The 25,169-nt window shown below is 42.9% G+C and carries 23 protein-coding genes; 14 read left to right on the forward strand and 9 right to left on the reverse strand.

The window, feature by feature from the left end:
- The first annotated feature begins 97 nt into the window (after positions 1 to 97).
- The 8 genes from mazG to yjgA all read left to right on the forward strand — a co-directional run bounded on the left by mazG (position 98) and on the right by yjgA (position 8,200).
- Positions 98 to 964: a nucleoside triphosphate pyrophosphohydrolase gene (mazG, locus tag JMX48_RS06255; protein ID WP_201535653.1), complete on the forward strand. Its 867-nt coding sequence runs from the start codon at positions 98 to 100 to the stop codon at positions 962 to 964.
- Complete coding sequence (locus tag JMX48_RS06260) at positions 948 to 1,346, forward strand: ComEA family DNA-binding protein (RefSeq protein ID WP_201535656.1); 399 nt, start codon at positions 948 to 950, stop codon at positions 1,344 to 1,346. The genes mazG and JMX48_RS06260 overlap by 17 nt, the downstream gene beginning before the upstream one ends.
- A 163-nt stretch (positions 1,347 to 1,509) precedes the next feature.
- Positions 1,510 to 3,762: a polynucleotide adenylyltransferase PcnB gene (gene pcnB, locus JMX48_RS06265; protein WP_201535659.1), complete on the forward strand. Its 2,253-nt coding sequence runs from the start codon at positions 1,510 to 1,512 to the stop codon at positions 3,760 to 3,762.
- A gap of 47 nt (positions 3,763 to 3,809) precedes the next feature.
- Positions 3,810 to 4,376: a 2-amino-4-hydroxy-6-hydroxymethyldihydropteridine diphosphokinase gene (folK, locus tag JMX48_RS06270; RefSeq protein WP_201535662.1), complete on the forward strand. Its 567-nt coding sequence runs from the start codon at positions 3,810 to 3,812 to the stop codon at positions 4,374 to 4,376.
- Positions 4,377 to 4,577: 201 nt separating this feature from the next.
- Entirely contained in the window at positions 4,578 to 5,378 is an 801-nt protein-coding gene (gene panB, locus JMX48_RS06275) for a 3-methyl-2-oxobutanoate hydroxymethyltransferase (protein WP_201535665.1), read from the forward strand.
- Positions 5,379 to 5,692: 314 nt separating this feature from the next.
- On the forward strand, positions 5,693 to 6,601 hold the full coding sequence (gene panC / locus JMX48_RS06280; protein ID WP_201535668.1) for a pantoate--beta-alanine ligase: 909 nt from the start codon (positions 5,693 to 5,695) through the stop codon (positions 6,599 to 6,601).
- A gap of 42 nt (positions 6,602 to 6,643) precedes the next feature.
- Positions 6,644 to 7,609, forward strand: coding sequence for an RNase adapter RapZ (gene rapZ, locus JMX48_RS06285; RefSeq protein WP_201535671.1), 966 nt, complete (start codon positions 6,644 to 6,646; stop codon positions 7,607 to 7,609).
- A gap of 78 nt (positions 7,610 to 7,687) precedes the next feature.
- Positions 7,688 to 8,200 carry a ribosome biogenesis factor YjgA gene (yjgA, locus tag JMX48_RS06290; protein WP_201535674.1) on the forward strand — a complete coding sequence of 171 codons (513 nt, stop codon included), beginning with the start codon at positions 7,688 to 7,690 and terminating at the stop codon, positions 8,198 to 8,200.
- A gap of 319 nt (positions 8,201 to 8,519) precedes the next feature.
- Here yjgA and JMX48_RS06295 read toward each other — a convergent pair whose 3' ends face one another.
- Positions 8,520 to 9,140 carry a thiol:disulfide interchange protein DsbA/DsbL gene (locus JMX48_RS06295; protein WP_201535677.1) on the reverse strand — a complete coding sequence of 207 codons (621 nt, stop codon included), beginning with the start codon at positions 9,138 to 9,140 and terminating at the stop codon, positions 8,520 to 8,522.
- A gap of 395 nt (positions 9,141 to 9,535) precedes the next feature.
- Between JMX48_RS06295 and ubiG the strand changes: the two genes are divergently transcribed.
- The 4 genes from ubiG (at position 9,536) to JMX48_RS06315 (ending at position 12,754) form a co-directional block, all read left to right on the forward strand.
- Positions 9,536 to 10,390 carry a bifunctional 2-polyprenyl-6-hydroxyphenol methylase/3-demethylubiquinol 3-O-methyltransferase UbiG gene (gene ubiG / locus JMX48_RS06300; RefSeq protein ID WP_201535680.1) on the forward strand — a complete coding sequence of 285 codons (855 nt, stop codon included), beginning with the start codon at positions 9,536 to 9,538 and terminating at the stop codon, positions 10,388 to 10,390.
- Positions 10,391 to 10,457: 67 nt separating this feature from the next.
- Positions 10,458 to 11,168 (forward strand): HAD family hydrolase, encoded by a 711-nt coding sequence (locus JMX48_RS06305; protein ID WP_201535683.1) that lies wholly within the window; start codon positions 10,458 to 10,460, stop codon positions 11,166 to 11,168.
- A 331-nt stretch (positions 11,169 to 11,499) separates the two neighbouring features.
- Positions 11,500 to 12,336: a YciK family oxidoreductase gene (locus tag JMX48_RS06310; RefSeq protein WP_227687924.1), complete on the forward strand. Its 837-nt coding sequence runs from the start codon at positions 11,500 to 11,502 to the stop codon at positions 12,334 to 12,336.
- Positions 12,337 to 12,487: 151 nt separating this feature from the next.
- A complete protein-coding gene (locus JMX48_RS06315) occupies positions 12,488 to 12,754 on the forward strand; it encodes a DksA/TraR family C4-type zinc finger protein (RefSeq protein WP_201535685.1) in 267 nt (88 codons plus the stop codon).
- A gap of 122 nt (positions 12,755 to 12,876) precedes the next feature.
- On the opposite strand, the gene JMX48_RS06320 is transcribed toward JMX48_RS06315, so the two are convergent.
- Both JMX48_RS06320 and ompR read right to left on the reverse strand, forming a co-directional pair.
- Positions 12,877 to 14,052 (reverse strand): CobW family GTP-binding protein, encoded by a 1,176-nt coding sequence (locus tag JMX48_RS06320; RefSeq protein ID WP_227687925.1) that lies wholly within the window; start codon positions 14,050 to 14,052, stop codon positions 12,877 to 12,879.
- Between the two features lie 24 nt (positions 14,053 to 14,076).
- Positions 14,077 to 14,835 carry a two-component system response regulator OmpR gene (ompR, locus tag JMX48_RS06325; RefSeq protein ID WP_201535696.1) on the reverse strand — a complete coding sequence of 253 codons (759 nt, stop codon included), beginning with the start codon at positions 14,833 to 14,835 and terminating at the stop codon, positions 14,077 to 14,079.
- Positions 14,836 to 15,234: 399 nt separating this feature from the next.
- On the opposite strand from ompR, the gene JMX48_RS06330 reads away from it, so the two are divergent.
- Entirely contained in the window at positions 15,235 to 17,796 is a 2,562-nt protein-coding gene (locus JMX48_RS06330) for a Tex family protein (protein WP_201535698.1), read from the forward strand.
- Between the two features lie 188 nt (positions 17,797 to 17,984).
- On the opposite strand, the gene JMX48_RS06335 is transcribed toward JMX48_RS06330, so the two are convergent.
- The gene (locus tag JMX48_RS06335) at positions 17,985 to 18,428 is read right to left on the reverse strand and encodes a hypothetical protein (protein WP_201535700.1); all 444 of its coding nucleotides are present in this window, start codon (positions 18,426 to 18,428) and stop codon (positions 17,985 to 17,987) included.
- A 690-nt stretch (positions 18,429 to 19,118) separates the two neighbouring features.
- Positions 19,119 to 20,405, reverse strand: a complete 1,287-nt coding sequence (locus JMX48_RS06340) for a saccharopine dehydrogenase family protein (RefSeq protein WP_201535702.1) — start codon at positions 20,403 to 20,405, stop codon at positions 19,119 to 19,121.
- Between the two features lie 423 nt (positions 20,406 to 20,828).
- Between JMX48_RS06340 and JMX48_RS06345 the strand changes: the two genes are divergently transcribed.
- On the forward strand, positions 20,829 to 20,984 hold the full coding sequence (locus JMX48_RS06345) for a DUF1328 domain-containing protein (protein ID WP_201535704.1): 156 nt from the start codon (positions 20,829 to 20,831) through the stop codon (positions 20,982 to 20,984).
- 100 nt (positions 20,985 to 21,084) lie between these two features.
- On the opposite strand, the gene JMX48_RS06350 is transcribed toward JMX48_RS06345, so the two are convergent.
- The 4 genes from JMX48_RS06350 to JMX48_RS06365 all read right to left on the reverse strand — a co-directional run bounded on the left by JMX48_RS06350 (position 21,085) and on the right by JMX48_RS06365 (position 25,169).
- Positions 21,085 to 21,378, reverse strand: a complete 294-nt coding sequence (locus tag JMX48_RS06350) for a 4a-hydroxytetrahydrobiopterin dehydratase (RefSeq protein WP_201535707.1) — start codon at positions 21,376 to 21,378, stop codon at positions 21,085 to 21,087.
- Positions 21,379 to 21,769: 391 nt separating this feature from the next.
- The gene (locus JMX48_RS06355; RefSeq protein ID WP_201535710.1) at positions 21,770 to 22,063 is read right to left on the reverse strand and encodes a GNAT family N-acetyltransferase; all 294 of its coding nucleotides are present in this window, start codon (positions 22,061 to 22,063) and stop codon (positions 21,770 to 21,772) included.
- 249 nt (positions 22,064 to 22,312) lie between these two features.
- Positions 22,313 to 23,758, reverse strand: coding sequence for a fatty acid desaturase family protein (locus JMX48_RS06360; RefSeq protein WP_227687926.1), 1,446 nt, complete (start codon positions 23,756 to 23,758; stop codon positions 22,313 to 22,315).
- Between the two features lie 181 nt (positions 23,759 to 23,939).
- Positions 23,940 to 25,169 carry a flavin reductase family protein gene (locus tag JMX48_RS06365; protein ID WP_201535713.1) on the reverse strand — a complete coding sequence of 410 codons (1,230 nt, stop codon included), beginning with the start codon at positions 25,167 to 25,169 and terminating at the stop codon, positions 23,940 to 23,942.

Raw genomic sequence — 25,169 nt, forward strand, 5'->3', positions numbered from 1 at the left:
TAGGCCAGTAAGCGTTCAATGCTACACTAACGACAAAATCGTTATAAACTTAATATGGTTCTACCTAATAACCAATAAAAGTATAAGAGCATCTTTTATGAGTAATTTAAAAAATAAAGTTAACGTACCCATGCCAGTACAAGGAACACCAACTGCCAGTGGTGAATTAGACGATTTATTGGCTTTGATGGCAAGGCTACGGGTTGACTGCCCTTGGGATAAAAAGCAAAGCAATCATAGCTTAATTCCTTACGCTATCGAAGAAGCCTACGAGCTGGGCGAAGCGGTACAAAGCGATGATGATGAAGACATTAAGGGCGAGCTTGGCGACGTATTATTGCAAGTGGTTTTTCATTGTCAGATGTATGCTGAACAAGGGCGTTTTGATATGAGTGACGTCATTACGACCTTGCAAGAGAAGTTGATTCGTCGTCATCCGCATGTCTTTGAAGCCGAAACCCTCAAAGATGAAGCGGCGGTAAAGGTACGCTGGGATGAAATCAAGGTAGAAGAGCAGCAAGCTCGCGAAGCACGTGGTAAACCGACGCGTCGTTTGGATAAGATCAAAGCGGGCAGTGCGCTCATGCAAGCGCAGGATATACAAAAGCAGGCGTCAAAGCTTGGTTTTGACTGGGAGGGCGTAAGCGGTGCTTTCGATAAGTTGGATGAAGAAATTGCCGAGCTCAAGAACGAGCTAGCAGATAAGCCCAAATATGAGGTCAAAGCCAATATTAGGGACATTGAAAAAGAGCTGGGCGATTGCATGTTTGCGCTGGTCAATGTTGCGCGCAAGTTAAATCTTGACGCCGAGACAGCGACATTGACTTGTGTGCATAAATTTAAATCACGTTTTGGCTATATTGAAGATCAATTGACAGCGGCTGGCAAGCGTTTAGAGGACAGCGATATAACAGAAATGGATGCACTGTGGGACGCGGCCAAACGACATGAACGTTCATCATAAATACTCATTTGCCAGCTTAACAATGAGCTTTGTTGGCTCGATAACGAACGCTGCCTTAGGCCTCGCTTTAGTTGTCATGATGCTCAGTAACGCGAACGCTACGCCCTGTTTTGATGATCCTCAACGTGCTTACCAGTATTTGTTAGCAAAAGAAGCCGCGACCGTACAAGCGCGTGATCAAAAAACAGTTGATATCAATCGCGCTAGCGAAGGTGAGCTCACGTCACTGCATGGTATTGGCAGCAGTAAAGCACAGGCAATTATTTTATATCGTGAAATGTTTGGCAGTTTCAAAGCCGTTGATGAATTGGCAAAGGTTAAAGGCATTGGTGCAAAAACCATCGAGAATAACCGAGGACGTTTGCGAGTGCAGGTGAGATAGCTATATTTTGCATTAATTAAGCCCCATATTGACAAAATAGCACGTAAGTAAATGTCTAAATACACCTACTAAGCGCAAAATTTGTTAAACTAGCAGTTACATCCGCCTGATAAACGCTGTGTTCATCAGGGGTGGTCAAAGAATACTGGCGAGGAGTAGATGCATGGCCGAGCGTGCCGCCAAGCAGTTAGAACTGAATAAATCTGAATTACCCAATTCCATTACTGAAGTAATTGCCACCTTGACCCGAGCTGGGTTTGACGCCTATATCGTCGGTGGTGGTGTGCGCGATACCTTATTGGGTCTGCGCCCAAAAGACTTTGACGCTGTCACTGATGCCAAGCCGCACGAGATTAAAGACGTCTTTGGCAAACGCTGCCGCATTATTGGACGCCGCTTTCAATTGGCACACGTGTATTCAGGACGAGAACTCATTGAAGTGGCGACTTTTCGAGGCCCACCAACCAGTGATGCTAATACCAATCAAGACGGTATGATCCTGCGTGATAACGTCTGGGGCGATATCAAGCAAGATTTCTCTCGTCGTGATTTCTCCATCAATGCGCTTTATTATCAGCCGCTCAAAGGGGTGGTTCATGATTTTTGCGGGGCACTTGAAGACATTGATAATAGAATTATTCGCCTATTGGGCAATGCGCCCGTTCGTATTGAAGAAGATCCTGTACGCTTGCTGCGTGCCTTACGTTTCAAAGCCAAGCTAGGCTTTGAATTTGACGACGCATTGTCCGAGCAATTTCACGATGGCAATTGGGCGCTACTTGAACAGATATCACCGCATCGTCTTTATGATGAAACGCAAAAAATGTTTACTGGCGGCTATTTGGTGCCATTATTGCCACTCTTGTTTGAGTCGGGCGCGATTGACAGCCTAATCATTTATCCACCCTCTGAGCCTAGTGCGCTGGTCAAACAAGTGGCAGTCAATACGGACAAACGTATTGCTGCGGGCAAAAGTATCAATCCAGCATTTTTCTATGCCGCTTTATTATGGGAAAATTATCTGCATCAGTTAGCAAAAGCCAAAAAGCGTAATATGCCATTTGCTGAAGCGCAGATGCATGCCGCTAGTAAAGTTATCGACCGTCAACGTATCAAGACGGCGATTCCTAAATTTGCTGAGCAGTTTATTCGTGATATTTGGGTGTTACAGCCAAAATTGGCCGCCCCGCGTAGCAAACAAATTGTTCAACTCTCTGAACATCCACGTTTTCGAGCGGGTTTTGACTTTTTATTATTGCGCGAACAGTGCGGTGATGCGGAGCATCCATTATCAGAGTCGACCAATGATATGGGCGAGTGGTGGCAGACGTATCAGACATTGTCAGAGCAAGATCAGCAGCAAGCTATTGACGAATTCGATGAAAACATTCGTCGCGGTGCTTATAAACAAGGACAGCGTGGTCGCGGGCGTAATCGTCAAGCGGCAGAGTCAAATATCGTTGATGAGTCAGCGTCTATTCAACAGAACACAAAAAACAGCAAAACCAATGATGGTACTGAAAAAAGTGTGAGTCAGCAGACAATGGTAAACGATCCGTCAAATATTCCGTCACGCCGTCGCCGCGCTGCCAGCCAACCTACTTCTGCTAAGCAGTCTAATGGCAATAAGAGTAGGGATGGCAATACGCAGCAGACAAAACAAGACAGCAGCGAGCTTGCACAGTTACAGCAGTTATCTCTTGCCAATAGTAACGGTAATCAAGCGGCAAATAAACGTCATGATGCAAAGCCCGCGCCATTGTTTGTTATCGAGCACGAAAAAGTGGTGCCGCCTTTACAAAAGCAGCTGTCAGGTGATGAAAAATCTGAACGTGTAAAAGCCTCTAGGCAGAAAAAACCAGCCACTAAGCATGTATCGGCTGAGGAAAATTCACGCAAGCAGAATGCAAAATCTGATAATAACGTTGAGCGCTCAAATAATGCTCAGCAACCCAAGACAGAACAAGCTGAGGTTAAGGCTTCATCTGCTAAAACCAATACGACTCGTTCAGTAGCAACGTCGCCGGCATTAGTTAGCATGAATAATGAGCCGATTCCATATAAACGTCGCCGTCGTCAACCTACTGTGGATAGTACCAACGGTTTAGAAGCTCCAAAGATTAATAACGGTGATCAAGCAGCTGCAAAATATGCGAAAAAAGCGCCGAAATTGGTTGCTCAATCAAGTGATAAAGTAGCGACTAAAGCTAACAAACCAGCCAAATCAATAGAAACAGAGCCAGCTAAAACTCGTTCTACTAGAAGCCGTTCTACTAAAAACGGTCAAGCTGTCTATAGTCAGATTACTGCTAGCAAAGCGTCTGACAGTAAATCGTTTGACAGTAAAATGACTGACAATAAAGGCCCTGTTCCATCGAAGCGCCGCCGACGTCAGCCAAGTGCTGACAACGCTTAGTGTTGAGGGTAGATGTTGACTTCGAATTTTAGAGTGAAGTGATAACCATGGATAGCTTCGAGAGCCGTGCTCAGCCTAGTAACACACAAACTGAGTCCGATATTGATGGTAGTAAGGATGAGAGCATTTGGGTCACCTGCTATGCTGGCTTGGGTAGCAACCTAATGAATGAGTTAGGTTCACCAGTAGAGCATTTGCAGCAAGCACTTGCAGGTATGCGAGAGCATAAAAATATACGTGATGTTAGCGTTTCTTCTTTTTATGCATCAGCACCTATGGGACCACAAGATCAGCCAGATTTTGTCAATGCAGTGGCTGGTTTTGAGACGACGTTGACAGCGTTTGAATTGCTTGCGTTTTGCCAGCAGTTAGAAGCGATGGCCAAACGTGCGCGCATACGGCGTTGGGGTGAGCGTAGTCTAGATGTCGATATTTTATTGTATGGCGACACACAGATGACCGAGCCGAAACTCACCATACCGCATGCTGGATTGTCTGAACGTAATTTTGTTTTGATACCGCTACGAGAGTTGGTTCCAACTTTGAATATTTCAGGGATATCAATAAGTGATTATCCACAAAGTGCAGACTGGACAGGCTTAAAATTATTATAGTCGACTCACTTTAAAAGTGGTGTAGTGCGACTGGCATGAATTTTTTGCCGCCTCTGTATTAGCAGCAAGCAAGAAAAATTTATGTCAGTCGCACATGCCCATTAACGTATCGATTTTATTTAGAACTGCCTATATAGAAAGATTGGTTGAGAAACCTTAATGGTTGAAAGTTAAAGGCATCGTGAGCTAATTGAGGGTCATATGACAACGTTATCTACTTTAAATAAATTTAAAAAAGACGGTACCAAGTTTACTTGCTTGACGTGCTATGACGCTATGTTTGCAAGAATGATGGATAAGGCGCAGATTGATACTATTTTAATCGGCGACAGTTTGGGTATGGTTGTACAAGGCCATGACTCAACATTGCCCGTGACAGTCGACGATATGGCTTATCATACGGCTAATATTGCTCGCAGCAACAATCATGCTCTAATTTTGGCTGACCTACCGTTCATGAGTTATGTGACGTTACCAGAAGCGGTGGCTAATAGTCGGCGCTTGATGCAAGCGGGTGCGCATGTCATTAAAGTTGAGGGCGGTAGCGAGCTGTGTGATTTAATCACGACCTTGGCGCAAACGGGCACACCCACCTGTGTACATTTAGGTCTGACACCGCAATCGGTCAATGTCTTTGGCGGCTATAAAATTCAAGGTCGCGGCGATGCAGCGGCTGATAAGTTGCTGACCGATGCTAAAGCTGTGGTTGCTGCTGGTGCTGCTTTGCTGGTTCTAGAGTGCGTACCAGCTGAGCTTGCCAAAATAATAACGGAATCCGTGACAGTACCAGTGATTGGCATTGGTGCGGGTGCAGATACTGATGGTCAAGTATTGGTCATGCATGACATGCTAGGTATGGCTCATGGCCGTGTACCACGCTTTGTTCATGATTTTTTGACTGATGATCGTAACAGTACGCGTAGTATTGAAGGGGCATTTGCGCTCTACCACCAGTCCGTACGGGACGGTAGTTTTCCCACTGAACAGCACCAATTTAGCTAGGGCCTATTTGATTATTCACAAGAAGGCACTGCTGATAGCTAAAATGGTTCTAGTCTAAGTGGAAATCGCAGGTAATGCAGATGCGTTGGCTGGATTTTTACAATGACTAGGGCGATTTTAGTATCAGCCTTCATTCAATAAACAGGGACAAAACTCTTTTCTGTCGCTTCCTTGTTAAAAAGAGACGCTTAGAATGACTAAACTTACTATTTTTAACGTCGAATCGTCTAAAAGACAGTCTCTGTCAGTGCCACGGTGGAATGTTCAACACGCCCTAACCTTATTTAAGATTTGAAACAGAAGAACATTGAACCATGCCAATTATTCATCACTATATCTCAGCACTGCGCGCCGCCTTACAGCCTTATCGCGGCCACCAAAATGACGGTAAGATGGGCTCAAAACGTATTGCTTTAGTGCCAACAATGGGCAATCTGCATGATGGTCATTTAGAACTGGTAAAAATTGCTAAGCAGCAGGCAGATATCGTGGTAGTGAGTATCTTTGTTAATCCTACTCAGTTTGGAGAAGGAGAGGACTTTAATAGCTATCCTCGCACGTTAGATGATGATGTGGCAAAGCTCGCCACGGTTGGTGCAGATTATGTTTTTGCGCCCAGTACCGATGAGATGTATCCCGTGTTGCCACCACCGACTACCGTTCTCGCGGGTGCTATTACGGCTCAGTTGTGTGGTCAATCTCGTCCTGGTCACTTCGATGGTGTTGGTATTGTCGTCTCTAAACTATTTAACATTGTACAACCTGACATTGCTATTTTTGGACAAAAAGATTATCAGCAATTAGCAATTATTAAGCAGTTAGTGCGTGATTTAAGCTACCCAATTGAGATTATTGGCGCACCTATTATTCGTGCTGATGATGGTTTGGCATTATCATCGCGCAATCAATACTTAAATGCAGCTGAACGTCAAATAGCGCCTGTGCTACATCAAGAAATGCAGCGGTTGTCACAGCAGCTAGAGAATGACGATCAGAGTCAGCCAAAAATCAAGTCATTGCTAGCAGAGACCTATGCACGTATTACCGATGCGGGTTTTATTATTGATTATTTAGAAATAAAGACCGACGAGCTAGATTCTATCGCTACTGATTCTGCTAGTTTTAATGCAGAAAATAAAAAACTCATTATTCTGGTTGCGGCTTGGCTAGGGCGTGCACGTTTGTTAGATAACCAATCGGTGACAGTGAATCAGAAATTTTGACACAGTAACTTGCAGGATGCAATCGACTAAAATGGGTGGATCATGGATGTAAGTCAGGACAAAAGCAGCGATCAGTCTGAGCAGGTAGCACATAAAGTAGCAACCGAGAAGCTCAGTATCTTAGTTGTATCAGGACGCTCAGGATCAGGTAAAACTTCAGTATTAAATATCTTAGAAGATTTAGGATATTACTCTATTGATAATTTGCCGTTGTCCTTGTTGCCGCAAGCCGCCCATAAACTGGTCAATGAAAGCGGTATTCTTCGCATTGCGCTCGGTGTTGATATTCGAACACCGCATGCTGATTTGTCCAATTTTGCAGAAACATATCAGTCTCTAGAAGAGACGTACGGTGCACATGCAGTAAAAGTGGTGTACGTGACAGCGCAAGAGAGCACGCTGATAGCGCGTTTCAATGCGACTCGCCGTGTACATCCCTTGATGTCGCAGGATGTTGATAGTGATAACGCTAAGCACATTGCTTTTAATCTACCTGCTGCCATCAAAAAAGAAGCAGATTTATTAGAGCCAATCGCTGTTTACGCTGATATTACGATTGATACCAGTAGCCTGAATATTCACCAGTTAAAAGATAATTTGCGTGACTATATTGGTATGGACAATCAGATTGTTATCAATTTGCTGTCTTTTGGCTTTAAGTATGGCAGCCCTATTGATGCAGACTTTATATTTGATGTGCGGATTTTACCGAATCCGCATTGGAATCCTGAACTACGTACGTCGACGGGTCTTGACGCTGAAGTTTCCGCTTTTTTTGCGGATTATCCGGAAGTGGCAGAGATGAGCGATGATATCGATAAATTTTTGACACGTTGGCTACCTGAGTTTTTACACAACAACCGCCATACGGTGACAGTGGCGATCGGTTGTACGGGTGGTAAGCATCGATCCGTATTCATTACCGATAATTTACAACGTCGTCTTGCCGAAAATATGCCAAAAGGTATCAAAGTACTGGCAAAACATCGTGAAAAAAATCGTTGGTAGTTATTAGTTATTAGTTATTAGTTATTAGTATAGATCAAATACGATTCATTTTATTATTCATTATTTTGGAAAGGTTTTATGATTGACTGGTCAGAACAGGATATGCGCGTCTCGCGCACAGAACTCAAAAAAGCCCATGAACGCTTGCAACAGCTATCGATACCGCTTGCTAGTTTGTCGAAAAAGCAGTTAAAAATGTTGCCTGCCAGCGATTATTTTATGGCAGAGTTGATGGCATTGGCTGATATTACCAGCGCCACTGCTCGTATTCGTCAGACCAAGCGCGTCGGTAAGCTTATTAGCGAAGAAAATCGCCACGAGTTGGTGAAAGCATTGTTTGATGCGTTTTTCCCTAAGGAACAAATAGCGAAAATAGAAAGCTGGTCTGAGCGTTTAAATATCAACGATGAAGGCACGCTTAAGCAGTTTGTAAAACAATATAAAGCCTCTGAGCAAAACAGCATGTATCAATTACTGCTATGGATTGAATATGCGAAACACACGCAAGATAATGAGCTGATGGCAGAGTCTAAAGAAGATTTGGCAAGTTATATACGCGAAGTCGCTATCTTGTCTCATTTAAAGAAATAGTGATAAAAGGCAATTTGACTATAGTCGACGAAAAGTTAAGTCGATATGTAATTAAGTCGATGAAAAGTTAAGTCGATACATCAATAGTCAGATACTACTGGTATAAATTTTCCTCGCTTGCTGCGGCTTTGCAGACAGAGGCTTCGAAAAATTGATACCAGCAGTACCGTAGCGTTTTTAAAGTATTTTGACGATAAATAATTTATGCAGTATTAACAATATATTGAAATGCAAAAAAGCCAATCTTCAAAAGATTGGCTTTGTTATGCGTGAATCGATAGATATTTTTGTGAATCATCTACAAACAACAGGCGCGAAATTATTTCTTTTCAGCGCGTGCTTTATCAACCAAATAATCAACGACTTTAGTTACTTTAGCATCTTCACCAGTCACGACATATTTACCTTGTACGACAACGGCTGGCACACCAGAGAGCTGATAGCGCTTAGCGCCAGCTTGTGAGCGACCGATTTTTGTACCCACGGCGAATGAGTTATAAAGACTGTTGAATTTCTTTTCGTCAACGCCTTTAGAGCCGTACCATTTACTCAATGACGCTTGATCAAATAACTTTTTGCCATCTTTATGAATTGCGTCAAATAATGCACTATGGGTTTTGTTTTCAAATCCTAAAAGCTGCGCTGCATAAAAGCCACGAGCATTGGCTTCCCAGACTGGGTTAAGCGCTGCTGGAGTCCTAAAAAACGCCACATCTTTGTCTTTAGTCTTTGCCCATTTTGCCATATGCGGGTCAAGTACATTACAATGCGGGCAGCCATACCAAAAAAATTCACGAACAATAATAGCATCACCGCTGACTTTTTCTGGATTGTCCAGCACGCGATAGTCTTTTCCAGCGACATAGTCCGCAGCTTGTGCGCCCATGGTAGCAAGTCCGATGGCCATAGCTAGACCAGTCAGTGTAATGACACGTTTCATACTTTATCCTTGAGGTGTGAAAACTTGAGTTTTTTGAGTGTTTACATATCGATGGTTTTGGGTACATAAACGATAGAACGTCAGGTACAATCTAGCCATAGTAGTACATTCACTATGATAACGTAAAACATGTGCGCTTGTGAATTCGTTTCTTAACTAATGGTTGTAAAGCTGTCAGTGATTATTTAAGTTACATTGCTAATGGCTTTTGGTACTTATCACATACTACCGGCGTGCTGACACTATGAGCGCATGGTATCTAAGCGTCTCGCTAAGACTACTCACAATCAGTGACGATGTACTTACGACAAAGCTGTCGCTCTCATGGTAATATTAGGCACATAATCGTGAACGGTATACGATGATAACAATAATGACGATAAAGGAAAAATGCTATGAGCTCAGCTATATCTTCTTCACCTTCTTTGAATAAGCAAGCGAACAGCAGTCGCAATGATACAACGGCTACCGCTATCAATGTGGATCCTAGCGAAATCGAAAAATTCAATAAACTGGCTAGCGAATGGTGGAGTAATACTGGCGCATTTGCAACTTTGCATGAAATCAATCCACTACGTTTGAATTGGATAGAAGAAAATGTTAAACGCAGCTATCAAAATGGCAGCGCTAATAATGACAGTGCTAATAAAGAGGTGAATAAAACAGCTGAGACAGGGCTGGCTGGTAAAAAAGTGCTGGATGTCGGTTGTGGTGGCGGTATATTGTCAGAATCAATGGCACGTCGTGGCGCTGATGTGACAGGGATTGATTTGGGTACCGAAAACCTAAAAGCGGCGGCGCTGCATGCAGAGCAAAGCGGTTTAGAAGCCACTTTACGCTATCAGCATATCCCCATAGAAGAGTTGGCAAAAACGCATGCTGGTCAGTTCGATGTGGTGACTTGTATGGAGATGCTTGAACACGTGCCTGATCCAAGCTCGATTGTGCAGGCTTGCTTTGAGCTATTAGCCCCAGGCGGCGTTTGTGTACTATCAACGATTAACCGCAATCCCAAGTCGTATCTGTTTGCTATCGTTGGCGCCGAGTACGTCTTACGCTTGCTTGACCGTGGTACGCATGACTATGCCAAATTCATTACCCCAGCTGAGCTAGACAAAATGGCAATTAATACGGGGTTTGTACGCAAAGACATCATCGGTTTGCATTATAATCCACTGACCAAGCGCTACTGGCTGGCACAAAACGTCGATGTCAATTATATGATGGCCGTACAAAAGCCAATTATCTAAACCGTATTTGGTTGCTGTACCTCCTTATCTCTCACTCAACACGTTATCAACTTTAAGAGCGTTCATTATGAGCCAATTTATAAAAGCGGTTTTGTTTGACCTTGACGGCACATTAATCGATACTGCTGCCGACTTTGTCCGTATCATTGGTAAAATGAGCCGCGAAAATGATTGGCAAGTGCCTCCTGAAACAGATATTCGCGAACAAGTCTCTGCGGGTGCGTCGGCGATGGTAAAGTTGATGCTACGACACAACGATCAGCTTGAAGTTGGTGAAGAAGCCTTACTTGATTTTCGCCAACAGTTTTTAGATGATTACGAAGCGGAGATATGCATCGATAGTTGCGTGTTCGCTGAATTAAATGAGGTGTTGGCTGTGCTTGAAGAAAAAGGCGTGCCATGGGGAATCGTGACCAATAAGCCGCGTTATTTAGCAGAGCAGTTATTGGCTAAGATGGCGTTAGATGAGCGCTGCGCCGTTTTAATCTGCCCTGAGGACGTCTCTCGTCCCAAGCCTGATCCAGAGCCAATGTACATGGCGCTAGAAAAGCTTAGCATACCTCGCGGCGCCGCTGGCTGTGTTCTATATATTGGCGACCACATACGCGATATCGAAGCGGGTAATGCGGCTGGCATGCCAACGATTTTAGCCGCGTATGGTTATATTCCTGCCGAAGATCAAAAAAACCTAAAGTCGTGGGGTGCAGATCATATCGCCGATACGCCTAAACAATTGAATAAATTGTTACTGTCTTCTGGTAATTTTGATTATTTATAAAACGTTATTTGTGACGAGTATTTTTATCAATCTCAGTTCATTATTGATTTAAAATATATGATTAAGCAACGATTTTTATATCGTCAGTTCTAAATAAAATAAGGTTAAATATTATCACGCGCCACTGGTATAAATTTCCTTTGCTTGTGCAGACAGATGTGGCGCAAAACCTATCCCAGTAGCACTGTGTTTATTTTATAGTGGATCGACTATATGAGTAATTTTTAATTGATAACGTTAATTCGATAGCTTTGACTCAATAATTTTACGCAATTATTCCTAACTATTACCAGTATTCCCAACTATTAAATGATAAATAGTGAGCAATGCCATGAGCACAACGATTACCCAATCAGCTGACCAGCAAAATAATCAAAAAAATAATCAACAAGCCACTCAATCTTTAACGCATGGCGACATTCGCAGTTTCTTGCCACCTGACAACTGCTTAGATGGTAAGACTATTTTGGTGACCGGTGCGGGAGATGGTATTGGTCGTGTGGCGGCATTGACCTATGCTCGTTATGGCGCTACTGTTTTATTGTTGGGACGTACCAGCAGCAAGCTTGAATACGTTTATGATGAGATTGAAAGCTTGGGCGGCAAGCAGCCCGCCATGCTTCCGATGAATCTAGAAGGGGCAACTTACGCTGATATGCAGCAGCTAGAAGGACTGATTAATAAAGAGGTCGGCCAGCTGGATGGTATATTGCATAATGCGGGTATGCTTGGACAATTGACGCCGCTTGAGATGTATGACGTTGATACGTTTGACCAAGTGATGAAGGTTAACTTTACCGCGACCTTTATGCTCACGCAAGCACTACTACCGCTACTGAAAGACGCGGATAATGGCTCTATCGTCTTTACCTCTAGCACAGTAGGCACTCACCCTCGCGCATTTTGGGGTGCTTATGCGCTATCAAAGCAAGCGGTGGAAGGCATGAGCGATATCTTTACTCAAGAGACGCAAAACACGACCAACTTGCGATTTAATTGTATTAATCCGGGTGGTATCCGCACGAACATGCGCGCTCATGCTTATCCAGGAGAAAATCCTATGAGTTTAAAAACGCCGGAAGACATCATGCCAGCCTACGTCTGCTTGATGAGTAACGAAAGTATTGGTGTACGCGGGCAAGTGGTTGAGCTACAGCCAAAAGATTAACAGTACTGTATTTGTGGCTGACATTAGAATTTTTTATATGGTTTTTACGTCCACTAATAGCTTGTAATTAACGGTTAAATGCCCCATCTATTTGTTATTAAAGAATTTATCTATAAAGTAATGATCAATAAAAAATAAATAGGATGGGATTATGGCAGGTGGCTGGTCAAGAGATGGTGCTGAGCACGAACAGATGGATGCAACGGTCAATGATGCTCTAGACAGAGTACGCAGTGCACTACCGAAAGGGGAGAGTGCAGAGTTCTGTGATGAATGTGGCAAGCCTATTCCAGAGGCGCGGCGTATCGCTGTTCCTGGCGTGCAGCACTGCGTGAGCTGTCAGACGGAGCTTGAGCAAGAAGCGCGCGCCGCTGAGTTGTTTAATCGCCGCGGTAGTAAAGACAGTCAATTGCGTTAATTAAAAAACGCTCTCTACAATTAAAAAATGCCCTCTACTATTTTATAAAGTAGAGGGCGTTTTTTTGTATTGATTCTAACGTGTAGCGTTTATCTTGCTACGCTCATTTTTGAAAGATCTTGTCATATGACCATCGCCATCAGTTCACGATCACACGCTTCCCAGTCTATTGACGTTAGCAATTCTTTTTTATCGTTAGCATTGTCGTTATCTTCATCTAACTGCAAAATAATCTCTAATCGACTATCTGCCTGTGCCCTGACTGTACTAGTGGTCAAGCTATCAGGAGTAAAGTTGATTTGTAGCCAGCCATCAGAGGTATTTACAACCCCTTTGATACGTTGCCAGTTTGGCAATGTTAATAACCAACTCTGTAAATCATCCGCTTTTAACACATAGTGCGCTGGTAGTCGCCAACCTGCGAGTAGGATGTCTTGCTGTTTTTCGTGGTAACGATAAGGTTGCTCAAGATCTGGATTGGATAGATCGTCATCGTTGACACTATAAGGGCTTGAAAGAGAGCCAATTGATAAAGGTTGATTAAGCGGCTGTAGGTTAATAGCAGATTTTTGAGTATGAGCGATATTCACAGTGCGTTGTTGTGATATAGCACGACTGATTTTGGTCAGCTGGGCGTTTAATGCTGATACATAGCTGTTTGAGGCATTTGCGTCATCAGAATTGGGCGGCGTCGAGACTGCCCAAATGATGTCCACCTGTGAATTAAGCGTGGCTATCCATGCTTGCAAGGATTGTTTTTCGCTATCATCTAGTTGAGCGTAACGATTAATCACCAAAACATCAGCATCGCGGACATGCGCCTTAAAACCCTCATGCGATCGATACTTTTCTTTTTGCCATTGAACGCCACTGAGTACGGTAATCACTGCCTGCATCTTGAGCGCCGTCTGCCAATGCGGCGCACCAAGTTGACGTATTAGCTCACGTGGATGAGCAAGCCCTGTAGGTTCGATGAGTAGCCGCTGCGGATGATGTTCACTGAGCAAACGGCTAATAGCAATTTGGAGGGGGAGTTGACTCGTACAACAAATACAACCACCGCTGACCTCGCGAATGGCGATATCGTTTTTCCCAGTCGTACCCTCTTGAGAAATGGCCAGTAGCGAGCCATCAATACCAATACGACCAAACTCATTAATCAATAAAGCCCAGCGCTCATCGATCGGTTTCGTCGCCAGTAACTGGTTAATTACGGTGGTTTTACCCGCACCCAAAAACCCTGTCACCAAGGTGCAGGGTATGTTTTGGAAAACAGTAGTTTTTTTTGAAGCACTCACGATACAAGCCAAATCAAGTGATTACTACTCACTCTTAGCGGCTTCAATATCGGCTTCATCAGGAACGAATACATAGCCCACACCCCATACGGTCTGGATATAACGCGCTTGTGAAGGATTGTCTTCAATTAAACGACGCAGACGTGAGACTTGTACGTCGATAGAGCGCTCCATCGCACCCCACTCACGACCACGCGCAAGGTTCATCAGCTTGTCGCGAGTCAATGGCTCACGTGGATGCTGGACCAACGCCTTTAGTACTGAAAACTCACCAGTCGTTAAAGTGACGACATTACCGTCACGTTTGAGCGTACGAGTCGATAAATCAAGCGTCCATGGTCCAAATTCAACCACTTCAAGCTGATGACTTGGCGCACCAGGCAACTCTCGATTCTGGCGGCGCAATACCGCTTTGATACGAGCCAATAACTCTTTTGGGTTAAAAGGTTTAGGCAGATAATCATCTGCACCAGCCTCAAGCCCTGCGATACGATCGGCGTCACCACCTTTCGCGGTCAGCATAATAATCGGAATATCACCATTGTTTTCACGCAGACGCTTACAGATACTGATACCGTCTTCGCCCGGTAGCATCAAATCTAGTACCACTAAAGAGAAAAGCTCACGCTGCATCAATTTATCCATCTGACTGCCATCATGCGCTGTACGGACGACAAAACCATCGTCTTCTAGAAAGCGTTGCAACAAAGAGCGCAGACGTGCGTCATCATCGACGACTAAAATACGCTGAGTCAAAGTATCAGGGCTGTTATTATCAGTCATACAGGCATCCTCTTATAAAAATTATTATTAGCAGAAACGGTTAACTATTAGTAAAAATGTGATTGTTCATAAAATAATGTCATTATTTATACAGTCGTTACTTGATGTTCAATCCATTGATTGATAAAAAATCCTATAAAAATAACTACATTTGTTCAATATAGCAGTAATCAGCAATACTTGTGCTATTGATACTTTAGTGTATAAGATTGCAGTCATAATTGCATCACCCATAAGGAAAAATGCTGTATGCGTTTGTTTAACGAGAATACAGAACTTATGATATAAGGCGATTTTTACTATAAAACAGGTGATAAATAACGAAAAGATAAAAAGGATTTTTATTCATGCAGCTTTTGCTATAATGCAAAACTACATTTCTCAACGATTGATACGTATATGAGTAGCACTGATACCTTAACGCCATCTCAAACCTCGACAAATGCACAGGTTTTGGATGCAACCACACACGCGAATATTCACGACAAGCTTGCTCGCGCGCTTGGCATTAAGACTGCTCAAGTCAATGCGTTTGTGAAACTTTACGATGAAGGCGCGACTGTTCCGTTTATTGCCCGTTACCGCAAAGAGAAGACTCAAAATCTCGATGATGCGCAGTTGCGAGCGTTAGAGAAGTCGCTTAATTATGAGCGTGACATGGCCACTCGTCGCCTCAAAATTACCGAGCTACTAAGCACGCAGGGCAATTTGACTGATGAGCTACAGACACGCATTGATAATGCAACGTCTAAGCTTGAGCTTGAAGACATCTACTTGCCATATCGTCCGCGTCGTCGCTCACCTGCTGCTAAAGCACGTGCTGCGGGTCTTGATGTTGCCGCCCAAGCGATTCTAACTCAAGAGATCTCGCCAACTGATGCCTTGGCTGATTATCAAATTCAGTCAAGTGTCACGGATGATAGTGGTAATGAGATTGAAGTCGACTTCAGTGATATTGACAAGCAGCTGGCTGGTGTACAAGCCATCATCATTGATGAGTGGACACAATCCTTAGATTTGCTCGATAACTTGCGTAATGGGTTTGCCAAAACAGCCAGTATCGTGTCAAGCGTTGCGAGTGAAGAAAAACGTGAAGTCGGTGAGAAGTTCAAAGATTATTTTGAGCACAGCGAAAGTCTGGCGCGTCTACCAAATCACCGTTTATTAGCGATGCTGCGCGGTCGTCAAGAAAATATCTTGGGTCTGAAAATTGAAGGTGAAGACACGCCCTTTATCGAAAAAATTATTAATCATTTCGACATTGATGCAAAAGCCCCTGCTGCCCGTCGTGAGTTTTTGGCAGAGGCCGCCAGCAGTTTGTGGAAAGACAAATGGCGTCCACATATTGAACATCGCTTGTTAACTGAAAAACGTCTAACCGCTGAAGCCGATGCGATTGATGTTTTTGCAAATAATTTACAGCATTTATTAATGTCAGCACCCGCAGGTCGTAAAGTGATCTTGGGCGTTGATCCTGGTATTCGTCATGGCGTAAAAATGGCCATCGTTGATGCTCAAGGCCACGTGATGTTAGATGGCGAAGATAAGCCTGTCATCGCCACGGTTTATCCGTTTGCTCCTGATAATAAGATGAGTGAGGCCAAAGTCGTCATTGACGAGCTACTAGACACTTATCACGTCGATTTAGTGGCGATTGGCAATGGCACTGCCAGCCGCGAAACAGACGCGATGATTAAAGAGATTTTGGCAGCCAATGACACGCTAAAAGCCAAAGCGGTAATCGTTAACGAATCAGGTGCGTCAGTCTATTCAGCCAGTGAGCTGGCTAGTGATGAATTGGCCAATTTAGATGTATCAGTACGCGGTGCGGTTTCTATCGCTCGTCGCTTACAAGATCCATTATCCGAGCTAGTGAAAGTTGATCCAAAGGCCATCGGTGTGGGTCAATATCAGCATGACGTCAACCAAAGTCAATTGGCAGATAGCTTGGATAAAGTGACTCAAGACAGCGTCAATGCCGTTGGTGTTGATGTGAATACGGCAAGTCCCGCTATATTAGCGCACATTGCTGGTTTGAATAAAAACGTCGCCCAGCAAATCGTCACTTACCGCAAAGAGCATGGTGCTTTTGATAGCCGTGAGGCACTGAAAAATGTTCCACGTTTAGGGGTGAAAACCTTTGAGCAAGCGGCAGGTTTTTTACGTGTACATGGTGGCAGCAATCCATTAGACGCAACAGGCGTGCATCCAGAAAGCTATGCACTGGTCGATAGCTTATTGGCGCAAACCGGCAAAGCATTGCCAGAAGTCATCGGTAATGATGGCGTGTTAAATGCGATCGATACCACTGCGCTAGCGGCCAACGATGACAATATCAGTATAAGAGCAATCCTAGATGAGCTTGCAAAGCCAGCACGTGATCCGCGTCCTGAGTTTAAGACGGCGAATTTCCGCGATGATGTCAACAGTATCAAAGATTTGACTGAAGGTATGACGCTAGAAGGCGTGGTTACTAATGTCACAGCTTTTGGCTGCTTCGTTGATGTTGGTGTTCACCAAGATGGTTTGGTGCATATCTCACAGATGGCCAACGACTTTGTCGCAGACCCGATGAATCGAGTCAAGCCAGGCAATATCGTCTCAGTACGTGTGATCTCTATCGACGAAAAACGTGGTCGCATTGGTTTTAGTATGAAACCCGAAGCTGAAAAAGTAGCTCGTCCAGTAAAGGCGTCTGCTGATTCAAACGCGGGTAATGATGATAAAGTCAGTCGTCCGCGTAGTAATCATTCAAATAGCAATCGCCCAAATAATAGCCGTCCAGCTGCTGACAAACGCTCGTCAAAGCCACGTAGCAACCGTCAGGACAAGAACAGTACCAATGACAGTGTCAATAATCGTAGCAAAGCACCTAAAGCTGAAAAAGCCGAAGCTCCTAGCAAAATGGGTACGCTTGGTGCCTTGTTGAAAGAAGCTGGCGTGACTAAAGATAAAAAATAGCGGATATCGACATTAATAATTATAAGTAATAAAAAGGCAGCCTAATGGCTGCCTTTTTTATTATCTGATATATCTTTTAGCGCGTGATCATATTTGTATTATTTCATTTGGGACTGGCTATATATTCAGTAAAAATTGATATCAGCAGTACCATAGCGTTTTTAGGGTATTTTGATTATAGGCGTTTCTTAGTTTGCCATACCATCTTGTGAGTCTTCTTCTTGCATCATGTCTTGTTGTGCGTCTTCTTCTTGTATCATCATATCGTTAGGATCTTGCATATCATCAGGGTTCTGCATATTTTCTGGGTCTTGCATATCTTGTTGTTGAGCTTGCAGCGGCATATCTTGTTGTGGCTGTTGGGTTTGTAGCTCGGTAGGCATCGCCTGTGGATTAGCGTTGTTATTGATACTACTAGTGCTGGATCTTGAGATTCTTTGCGTCTCATTAATTGCAAATGGGCTAGATTGGTCTGCACCCATCTCGCTATCGGCACGTGCTGTTTCAACTTGCACCGCATTGTCAGCGGCTGCCCCTTTTACGTCTGTTTGTGTAGGCGCTGCCATGGCTAAACTTGGGATAGTAAGTGCAGCACCGATAAGTAGTGATAAAGATAGATTTTGTTTGTTCATAATAAATTCCTTAATTTATAATCTTATAACGTCAGTTTAAAGAAATTCAAACTTGACTTGTATTTAGCATTCTTTTACATATCACTAATTTATTTAGTATTTTGAATATATATATTTAATATATCTAACATTGAATTTATAGACAAAATAAAATCATGATAACCAGCAAGCGATTACCATGATCGATTCGGATAAAGAGTTCCGTAAGCCAAATTAAACCAGTTACAAACTCTAGAAGTGAGAGTATCAACTAAAGTACCACTAGTTCAGTAGTGCATAGATTACAAGTCTCACAGATAAATGTTGGCAGGTGATTTTGTGCAACTATTGTATTCTTATTGTCATACTGAAACGCCACGTAAAAATTGTATTCCTAGAATTATCGCGACTCAAGCTCAGTTACTGCAATATTTGGCTAGAGAAGTTCGCTAGTAATGCGTATTTTAATATATGAAAAAACTGCAAAGCTGTAATATTTTTTACCTAAAAAGTACGTTTTTATTGTTTTTTAAAATTAATTATAAAAATTTGTAGATAATAAAAAACCGCATCCTGCCAGCAAGAGACGGTTATTTAAGTAATCAATTAAAAAAGTGATAATTTACGATGTGTTGACTTGAGTAATTCTAATACTCAATGGCTTCAACCCTAAATGACTGTAATCTTCAATTATCTTAATCCTCAACGACTTTAATCTTCAATGACTTTGAAGCTCAAACCTGCATACTCTTCCAAACGAACCAAAAGCTTATCGCCCATTGCTGAGACGGGTGTCCAAAAACCGCCACCGACATCATCTTTGCTGATATCTTGTGCCAAGCATAAGGCGGCTTGCGACAACATGCGTGAGGTACTGCCATAACCAGGATCTTTATCACCCGTCACTTTGGTGGTAATGGTTTCCTTTTTGGCCGTTTGTCCAAAGAGGCGAATATCAAAATAGCCGTTTTTTTGCTCTTCTTGAGACGGCCCAGAGCCTGATTTGGGTAGCACGTGCTTGGATAAAAACTCACGGCTTGGTTTAATCATCATGGCGGTGGCAAAACCAAACAAGCCGGTACTCATGGCATAACTTGATAATTGACCTTTTACCCCATCTTTCATCCACATCGCTTCATCATATTTAAAGTCGCGGCCATACTCGTAGCCAAGCAGTTGGTTGGTACGATGGACGATACGAGTATTAATGCTTGCCATGACAAAAGGCGCCAACCAGCGTTTGTGCTCGTCATCATATGCTGGTTTGGTGACATTGTCTTGACGCACGTTTGGTGCCTCTTTATCATCATTCAGCAGATAAGGATTTGCTACTTGCTTACGACGTGATTTGTCTTGCCCGACTTCTTCAAAGATAGTGGCCATCGACGCAATAGTGCCGCCCGATATACCACCTTTTGCCGCTTTTACCCGCATATGAATCACATCACAAGCCGTGCCGAATTTTTCTTCTGCTTGGGTTTGGGTAAAGTAAACGCCTAAATCGGATGGAATAGAGTCAAAACCACAGGAGTTGACAATACGAGCGCCGCTTTGCTTGGCAGTGTCTTGGTATTTATCCATCATGTCTTTGATAAAAATAGCTTCGCCTGTGAGATCGACATAGTCGGTACCGTTTTCAGCACAAGACTTAATCAAAGGCTCACCATATTTAAGGTAAGGACCGACGGTTGAGATGATGACTTGAGTTTGTTTGGTCATCTCGTCAAGGCTCGCCGCGTCCTTACTATTAGCAAGGATAATATCGACTTCGCTAGTAAGTTCAGACTGCAACTCATTCAGTTTTTCTTGGTCACGACCCGCTATCGCCCAAGATACGTTATTGCCATCTTTGTCTTTATTATTAGACAAAAATTCTACTAAATAATGTGCTGTGATTTTTCCAACGAAGCTGGTCGCGCCGTACAAAACGACCGCATAAGGACGCTTCTCACTGCTGCTCTGTGGGGTAGTATCTGAATGGTCTGTATTGGTGCTCATATTTATTATCCTTATTGGGTGTTTTGACAAATGGGGTTTTAGCGAATGACCAAGTATCAATATTTTTAGCAAATTATAAAAGAAAAATGCTCGTTATCCATCAGTGGTTAATCATATCTATATATCAGCCCTATAAAGCAAGACAAAAGCTATACAACACTAAGATTTGCTACAAAGGTTACATAACCTACCGATATTATTACCAAAATGAACGTTTTCTGCCGACAAATATTGCTACTCTATAATCGTAAGTAATTATGACTGGTATTTTTAAAACTAGTATTAAAAAAACAAAAAGTAAAACAATATTAGATGATTTAGGGCAGATGCTAATAGTGATTGTTTTGGTAATTATTTTATAACTAAAAATCACTATATCTCCTTATTTATCTAATCTTTTAATAACAATTTTAGGAGAATATTATGTTTCGTTGGGCTATTATTTTTGCAGTGATCGCATTGTTAGCAAGTCTACTAGGATTCGGCGGCGTTGCTGGCTTGTCTTCTAATTTGGCTTATATCTTCCTGGTAGTTGCTGTTATCCTATTTATCGTAGCGTTTATAGGCCGTAAAATGTAGCATTAGGTCGCATATTGTTCAATAATAAAAAAGTCCTCAATTGAGGACTTTTTTGTGCTCTGTACTTATTGTTTTCTATAAAATAAGGACATGTACTAGGCTAAAAACGTTTGGGCTGGATGATTTGTTCCATTCGTTTCGCTAGACGAATATCCAAGCTAGAGATCCCGCCAGTATCGTGATTGGTAAGACGTACATCTACTATGTTATAGACATTGCGCCATTCGGGATGATGCTCAAGCGCCTCAGCATGAAAAGCCGCTTGATTCATAAAGCTGATGGCTTCGATAAAATCGCCAAAGTGATAGCTTTTGACAATACTATTACCATCTCGCTCCCAACCTGCTAGATCTTCTAACTGCATATTGATTTGTTCGTCTGATAAACTACTCATATTAATAACCCTTATTGTTATGTTGGATTGGTTTATTAAAATTATATTAGCGACAAAAATATAGATGTTCGCTCTGTCTAATATCGTCCTAATCACTATTTTAATCGTACTATTGATTCAACATTATAAAAATAGAGGTTTTCTATTTTATAAGCGGTTTTATTCTACAACCAATATAGCGCATAAAACCCACCTATATTTGCCATCTTGCCATAGATTCAAAGATAAATATATGAGAGAAGATAGTAAAAAAATAGGAGGGTAATATCGTGTTAATACTTAAATATTATTAGCCAAACTGAGTGCTATCAAGTGCACCATAAGCCTTTATACGAATCGTGATGTTTTCTTAATCAGCTTAATTTTATATGTCTAATTAGATCATGTTAAATTACAGCAAATCTTGATATTCAGAATGGCTGTTGATGTATGACGATACAAATGAGCATTGTGGTACCACTTTTTTATTGTGCTCGCGTGCATAATCTAGCGCATGTTTGACCAGAGCTGAACCGATACCGCGTCCGCCTAATTCTTGCGGCACGATTGTGTGATCGTAGACCAATTTGCCGTCACGCTTTTGATAGCTGATATAACCAGTCTGATTATCAACAGACACCTCAAAGCGCTTTGCTGCTTGATTATGGACAATATCTAGATTGGGTTTAGAGGTTTCGCTGCTCATAAATACACTCCATTATTAGTTATCGAATATCTATGGTTTATTAGGCTAGATAATTTTATGACACCCGCCTATATAAAATCATAATATGACCTATATTAAGGTCAGTATGAGTCATTGATAGACGTCAATCTAGGCAATTACCGTAAGATTAGATAGTGTGACTGTTAATATTTTTAGCATCGGCTCGGTTTGTCTAGACAGGTACTGAATGGACAAACCGTTGAGCTAGCGAATACTTACTTAAATAACTCACCATGCATACGATAAGGCTTGACGAACAATCGGCGGAATAAACCGACCGAGACCACGAGTGTCCTGACTATCGGGCTTAATATTATTAGAGGCAGCGTTGGCAGAAGCGGCGTTAGATATATTGGACATCGATTGCTTATGCGCATGCCATTCTTCTGCACTGGGTTTGCTAAAATGATGAATACGTCCCAGTACTTGGCGAAACTGAGTACTGAAGCGACCTGTGTTGTAGGCCAAGTTATATTTGGCACATAGGGCCTGTACTTGCGGAGCAATGCGGGCGTAATGCTTGGCAGGCATGTCAGGGAATATATGATGTTCAATTTGATGAGATAAATTGCCTGTCAAAATATGAAACCACTGACTGCCTTGAATATTACTGGAACCCAAAATCTGGCGCACGTACCAGTCGCCTTTGCTCTCGTCAGCATCAAGCTGAGTATAAATGTGTGCTTGCTCTGTGAAGTGTCCACAAAAAATCACCGCCCAAGTCCATAGGTTGCGGACGATATTGGCAGTCATATTGCCACTCAATGTACTTATGGCACCACGACGACCCGATACTATGGCTGCTATGGCTGGCAGTGCAACGTAGTCTTTTCCTACTTGCCGGCCAATTTTGGCAAACAGTGCGCGAGATTTTTGTTGCATGATTTTATGAAGTTCAGGAGAGTCGGCATATTCATCGACACTGATCTGAATGTCATGAAAGGCAACTGCCCATTCAAAACCAAAGGCCAACGCGGCTGTACTCAGTAGATTGTAGCGGTCTTCTGGTGTCCAAGGCTGCTCATCGGTCACCCGAATCAAATGATAGCCCACGTCATGATCACGGCCAACAATATTGGTAAAAGTGTGATGCAGATAGTTATGAGAGTGTTGCCATAATGGGGCAGGGCAGACAATGTCCCAGTCAAACTTTTGACTGTTCAGGTGTGGATGCTGCATCCAGTCGTATTGACCATGCATGACATTGTGCCCAAGCTCCATATTGTTGAGTATTTTGCTAAAACTAAGTAAAGAAGTCCCTAGTAGCCAAGTGCCCACTTGCGAACGTCGTGACGACAATCGTCCTGCTATGACCAGTAATCCTCGAGCAACCAGTTCACTATATACGACAGTGGCATAAATTCGCTGAAGGTATTTGGCGTCATCGCTACCCAATGAGTCCATCACACTTTGATAAAGTGCGTTTAATTCTTCAGCGAGCGCTTCGGTCTGCGCTTTTGCTAATGGCGTACTGGTCAACGTCGGATAGCGCGCAGTTTTGGGTCGCGCACTTGCGTCAGTGTTGCTTTCGTCTATCGCTATGTCCTCATGATGAGAGTCGATAGATTGCGGCTTTAGGGTGAGACGCGCTTGCATCGCCAATTGCGCATCGGTGAATTCAGTCAAAATGGGTACAGCAGAGTGTGCTTTGATGATAGGCGGAGATAAACGCATAAATAATCCTTAACCGAAACAGCCCAAATAAGCAGCATTGAATCCGGTTTAATAAGTCGTCTAAGTTCTAGAATACAGTAAGATTCAATATCAAATGGCTTTTAAATGTCGTTCACGTTATGAGTATTTGGATTTTATAATCGCTGTAATGTATAGTCGCTGTACTGATATAGTGATTTCACTAAATATCTAGTACCACGTCAGTCATAGCAACATTGATGCACGTTTGAATAGATTCATAGCCATCATGGCTTAGCTTACCAGTTTGAATATTTTTAACCACACCACTAACTTTATTGCAGCGACACAATTGGCAAATGCCCTGTCTACAACCATGAGTTAGGCGAATTTCTGCTTTTTCAGCCGCCGTTAGCAGAGTCGTATTACTGCTAAACTGCCGTTGCCGTGCCCGTAAATAGATCGTTTTCTCTTCTACCGTTCGTGTCTCGTCATGGTTTTTATCACTATCTAAACTGAAATCAAGCAATCCATTACCGAAGCTTTCTATAATGACGTTGTCGCGTAGCTGGACGTTCGGAGACAAGGTTATGTCGTCTATAGCCTTGTATAAACCCGTCAACAATGGCTGTGCACCGCAGGCAAAGATTTGCGTATCTGCCAGTGGCAAATTGAGTGCCAATAGACTGTCTGTACTTATATGTCGTGTGCTTACCAAGTAAGTATGAGCGTCTTCTGTGTTAATCAAATGATAAGTAAAATCTGGATAGATAGCAGCCAATTGTTGCCATTGGTTCTGAAATACAATAGTACGATTATAATGTAATAAAGTTACTTGATGTCCGTGTTGCAGTGCTTGCGTGATGAGTCCCAGCATTGGAGTGATACCGCTACCACCCGCAATAAATAATAATGCGGCTGGCTTCTTAAGCATTGAGTTTGCGGTCGCATGTCCACTGAGCGCGTTTGCTTGCTTTGTTAACGATGACTGTGCCAAAGTAAACGAGCCAGTTGGGGCACTGCTATTTATTATCATGCCAATTGGCATTTGCTTGGTTAAATAGTTTGAAACCAATCCTTGTGGTTTAATGGCGATCGTAACCGTCGAGCCCTGTCTATTTTTGCCTGTACTGTCATCGATGATAGCCTCTTGCCACCAGAGTGATTGCTCGGGCAGTCCCACTATCGAATAGCTGCGCTGATGATAAATCCCATCGATAAAAACGCTTAAATTGAGATGTTGTCCACCTTGCCAGCCACCTTGTAAACGAAACGCTTGTTTTTTAAACGCATGATTGATCTCAAACTGTAGCGCTATTAAGTCGTCACTAAGGCAATGCCGTGCTAAAAGGCGTATCTTAGGGACAGTCAATGACCAAAACGGATATAGGCGCGATCCGATAAAATCGACAAACGCACTTTGGAGTACTTCAGGGCGATAGCCAGTGGCCAT

The organism is Psychrobacter immobilis (genome assembly GCF_904846225.1).
Classification (GTDB): domain Bacteria; phylum Pseudomonadota; class Gammaproteobacteria; order Pseudomonadales; family Moraxellaceae; genus Psychrobacter; species Psychrobacter immobilis_F.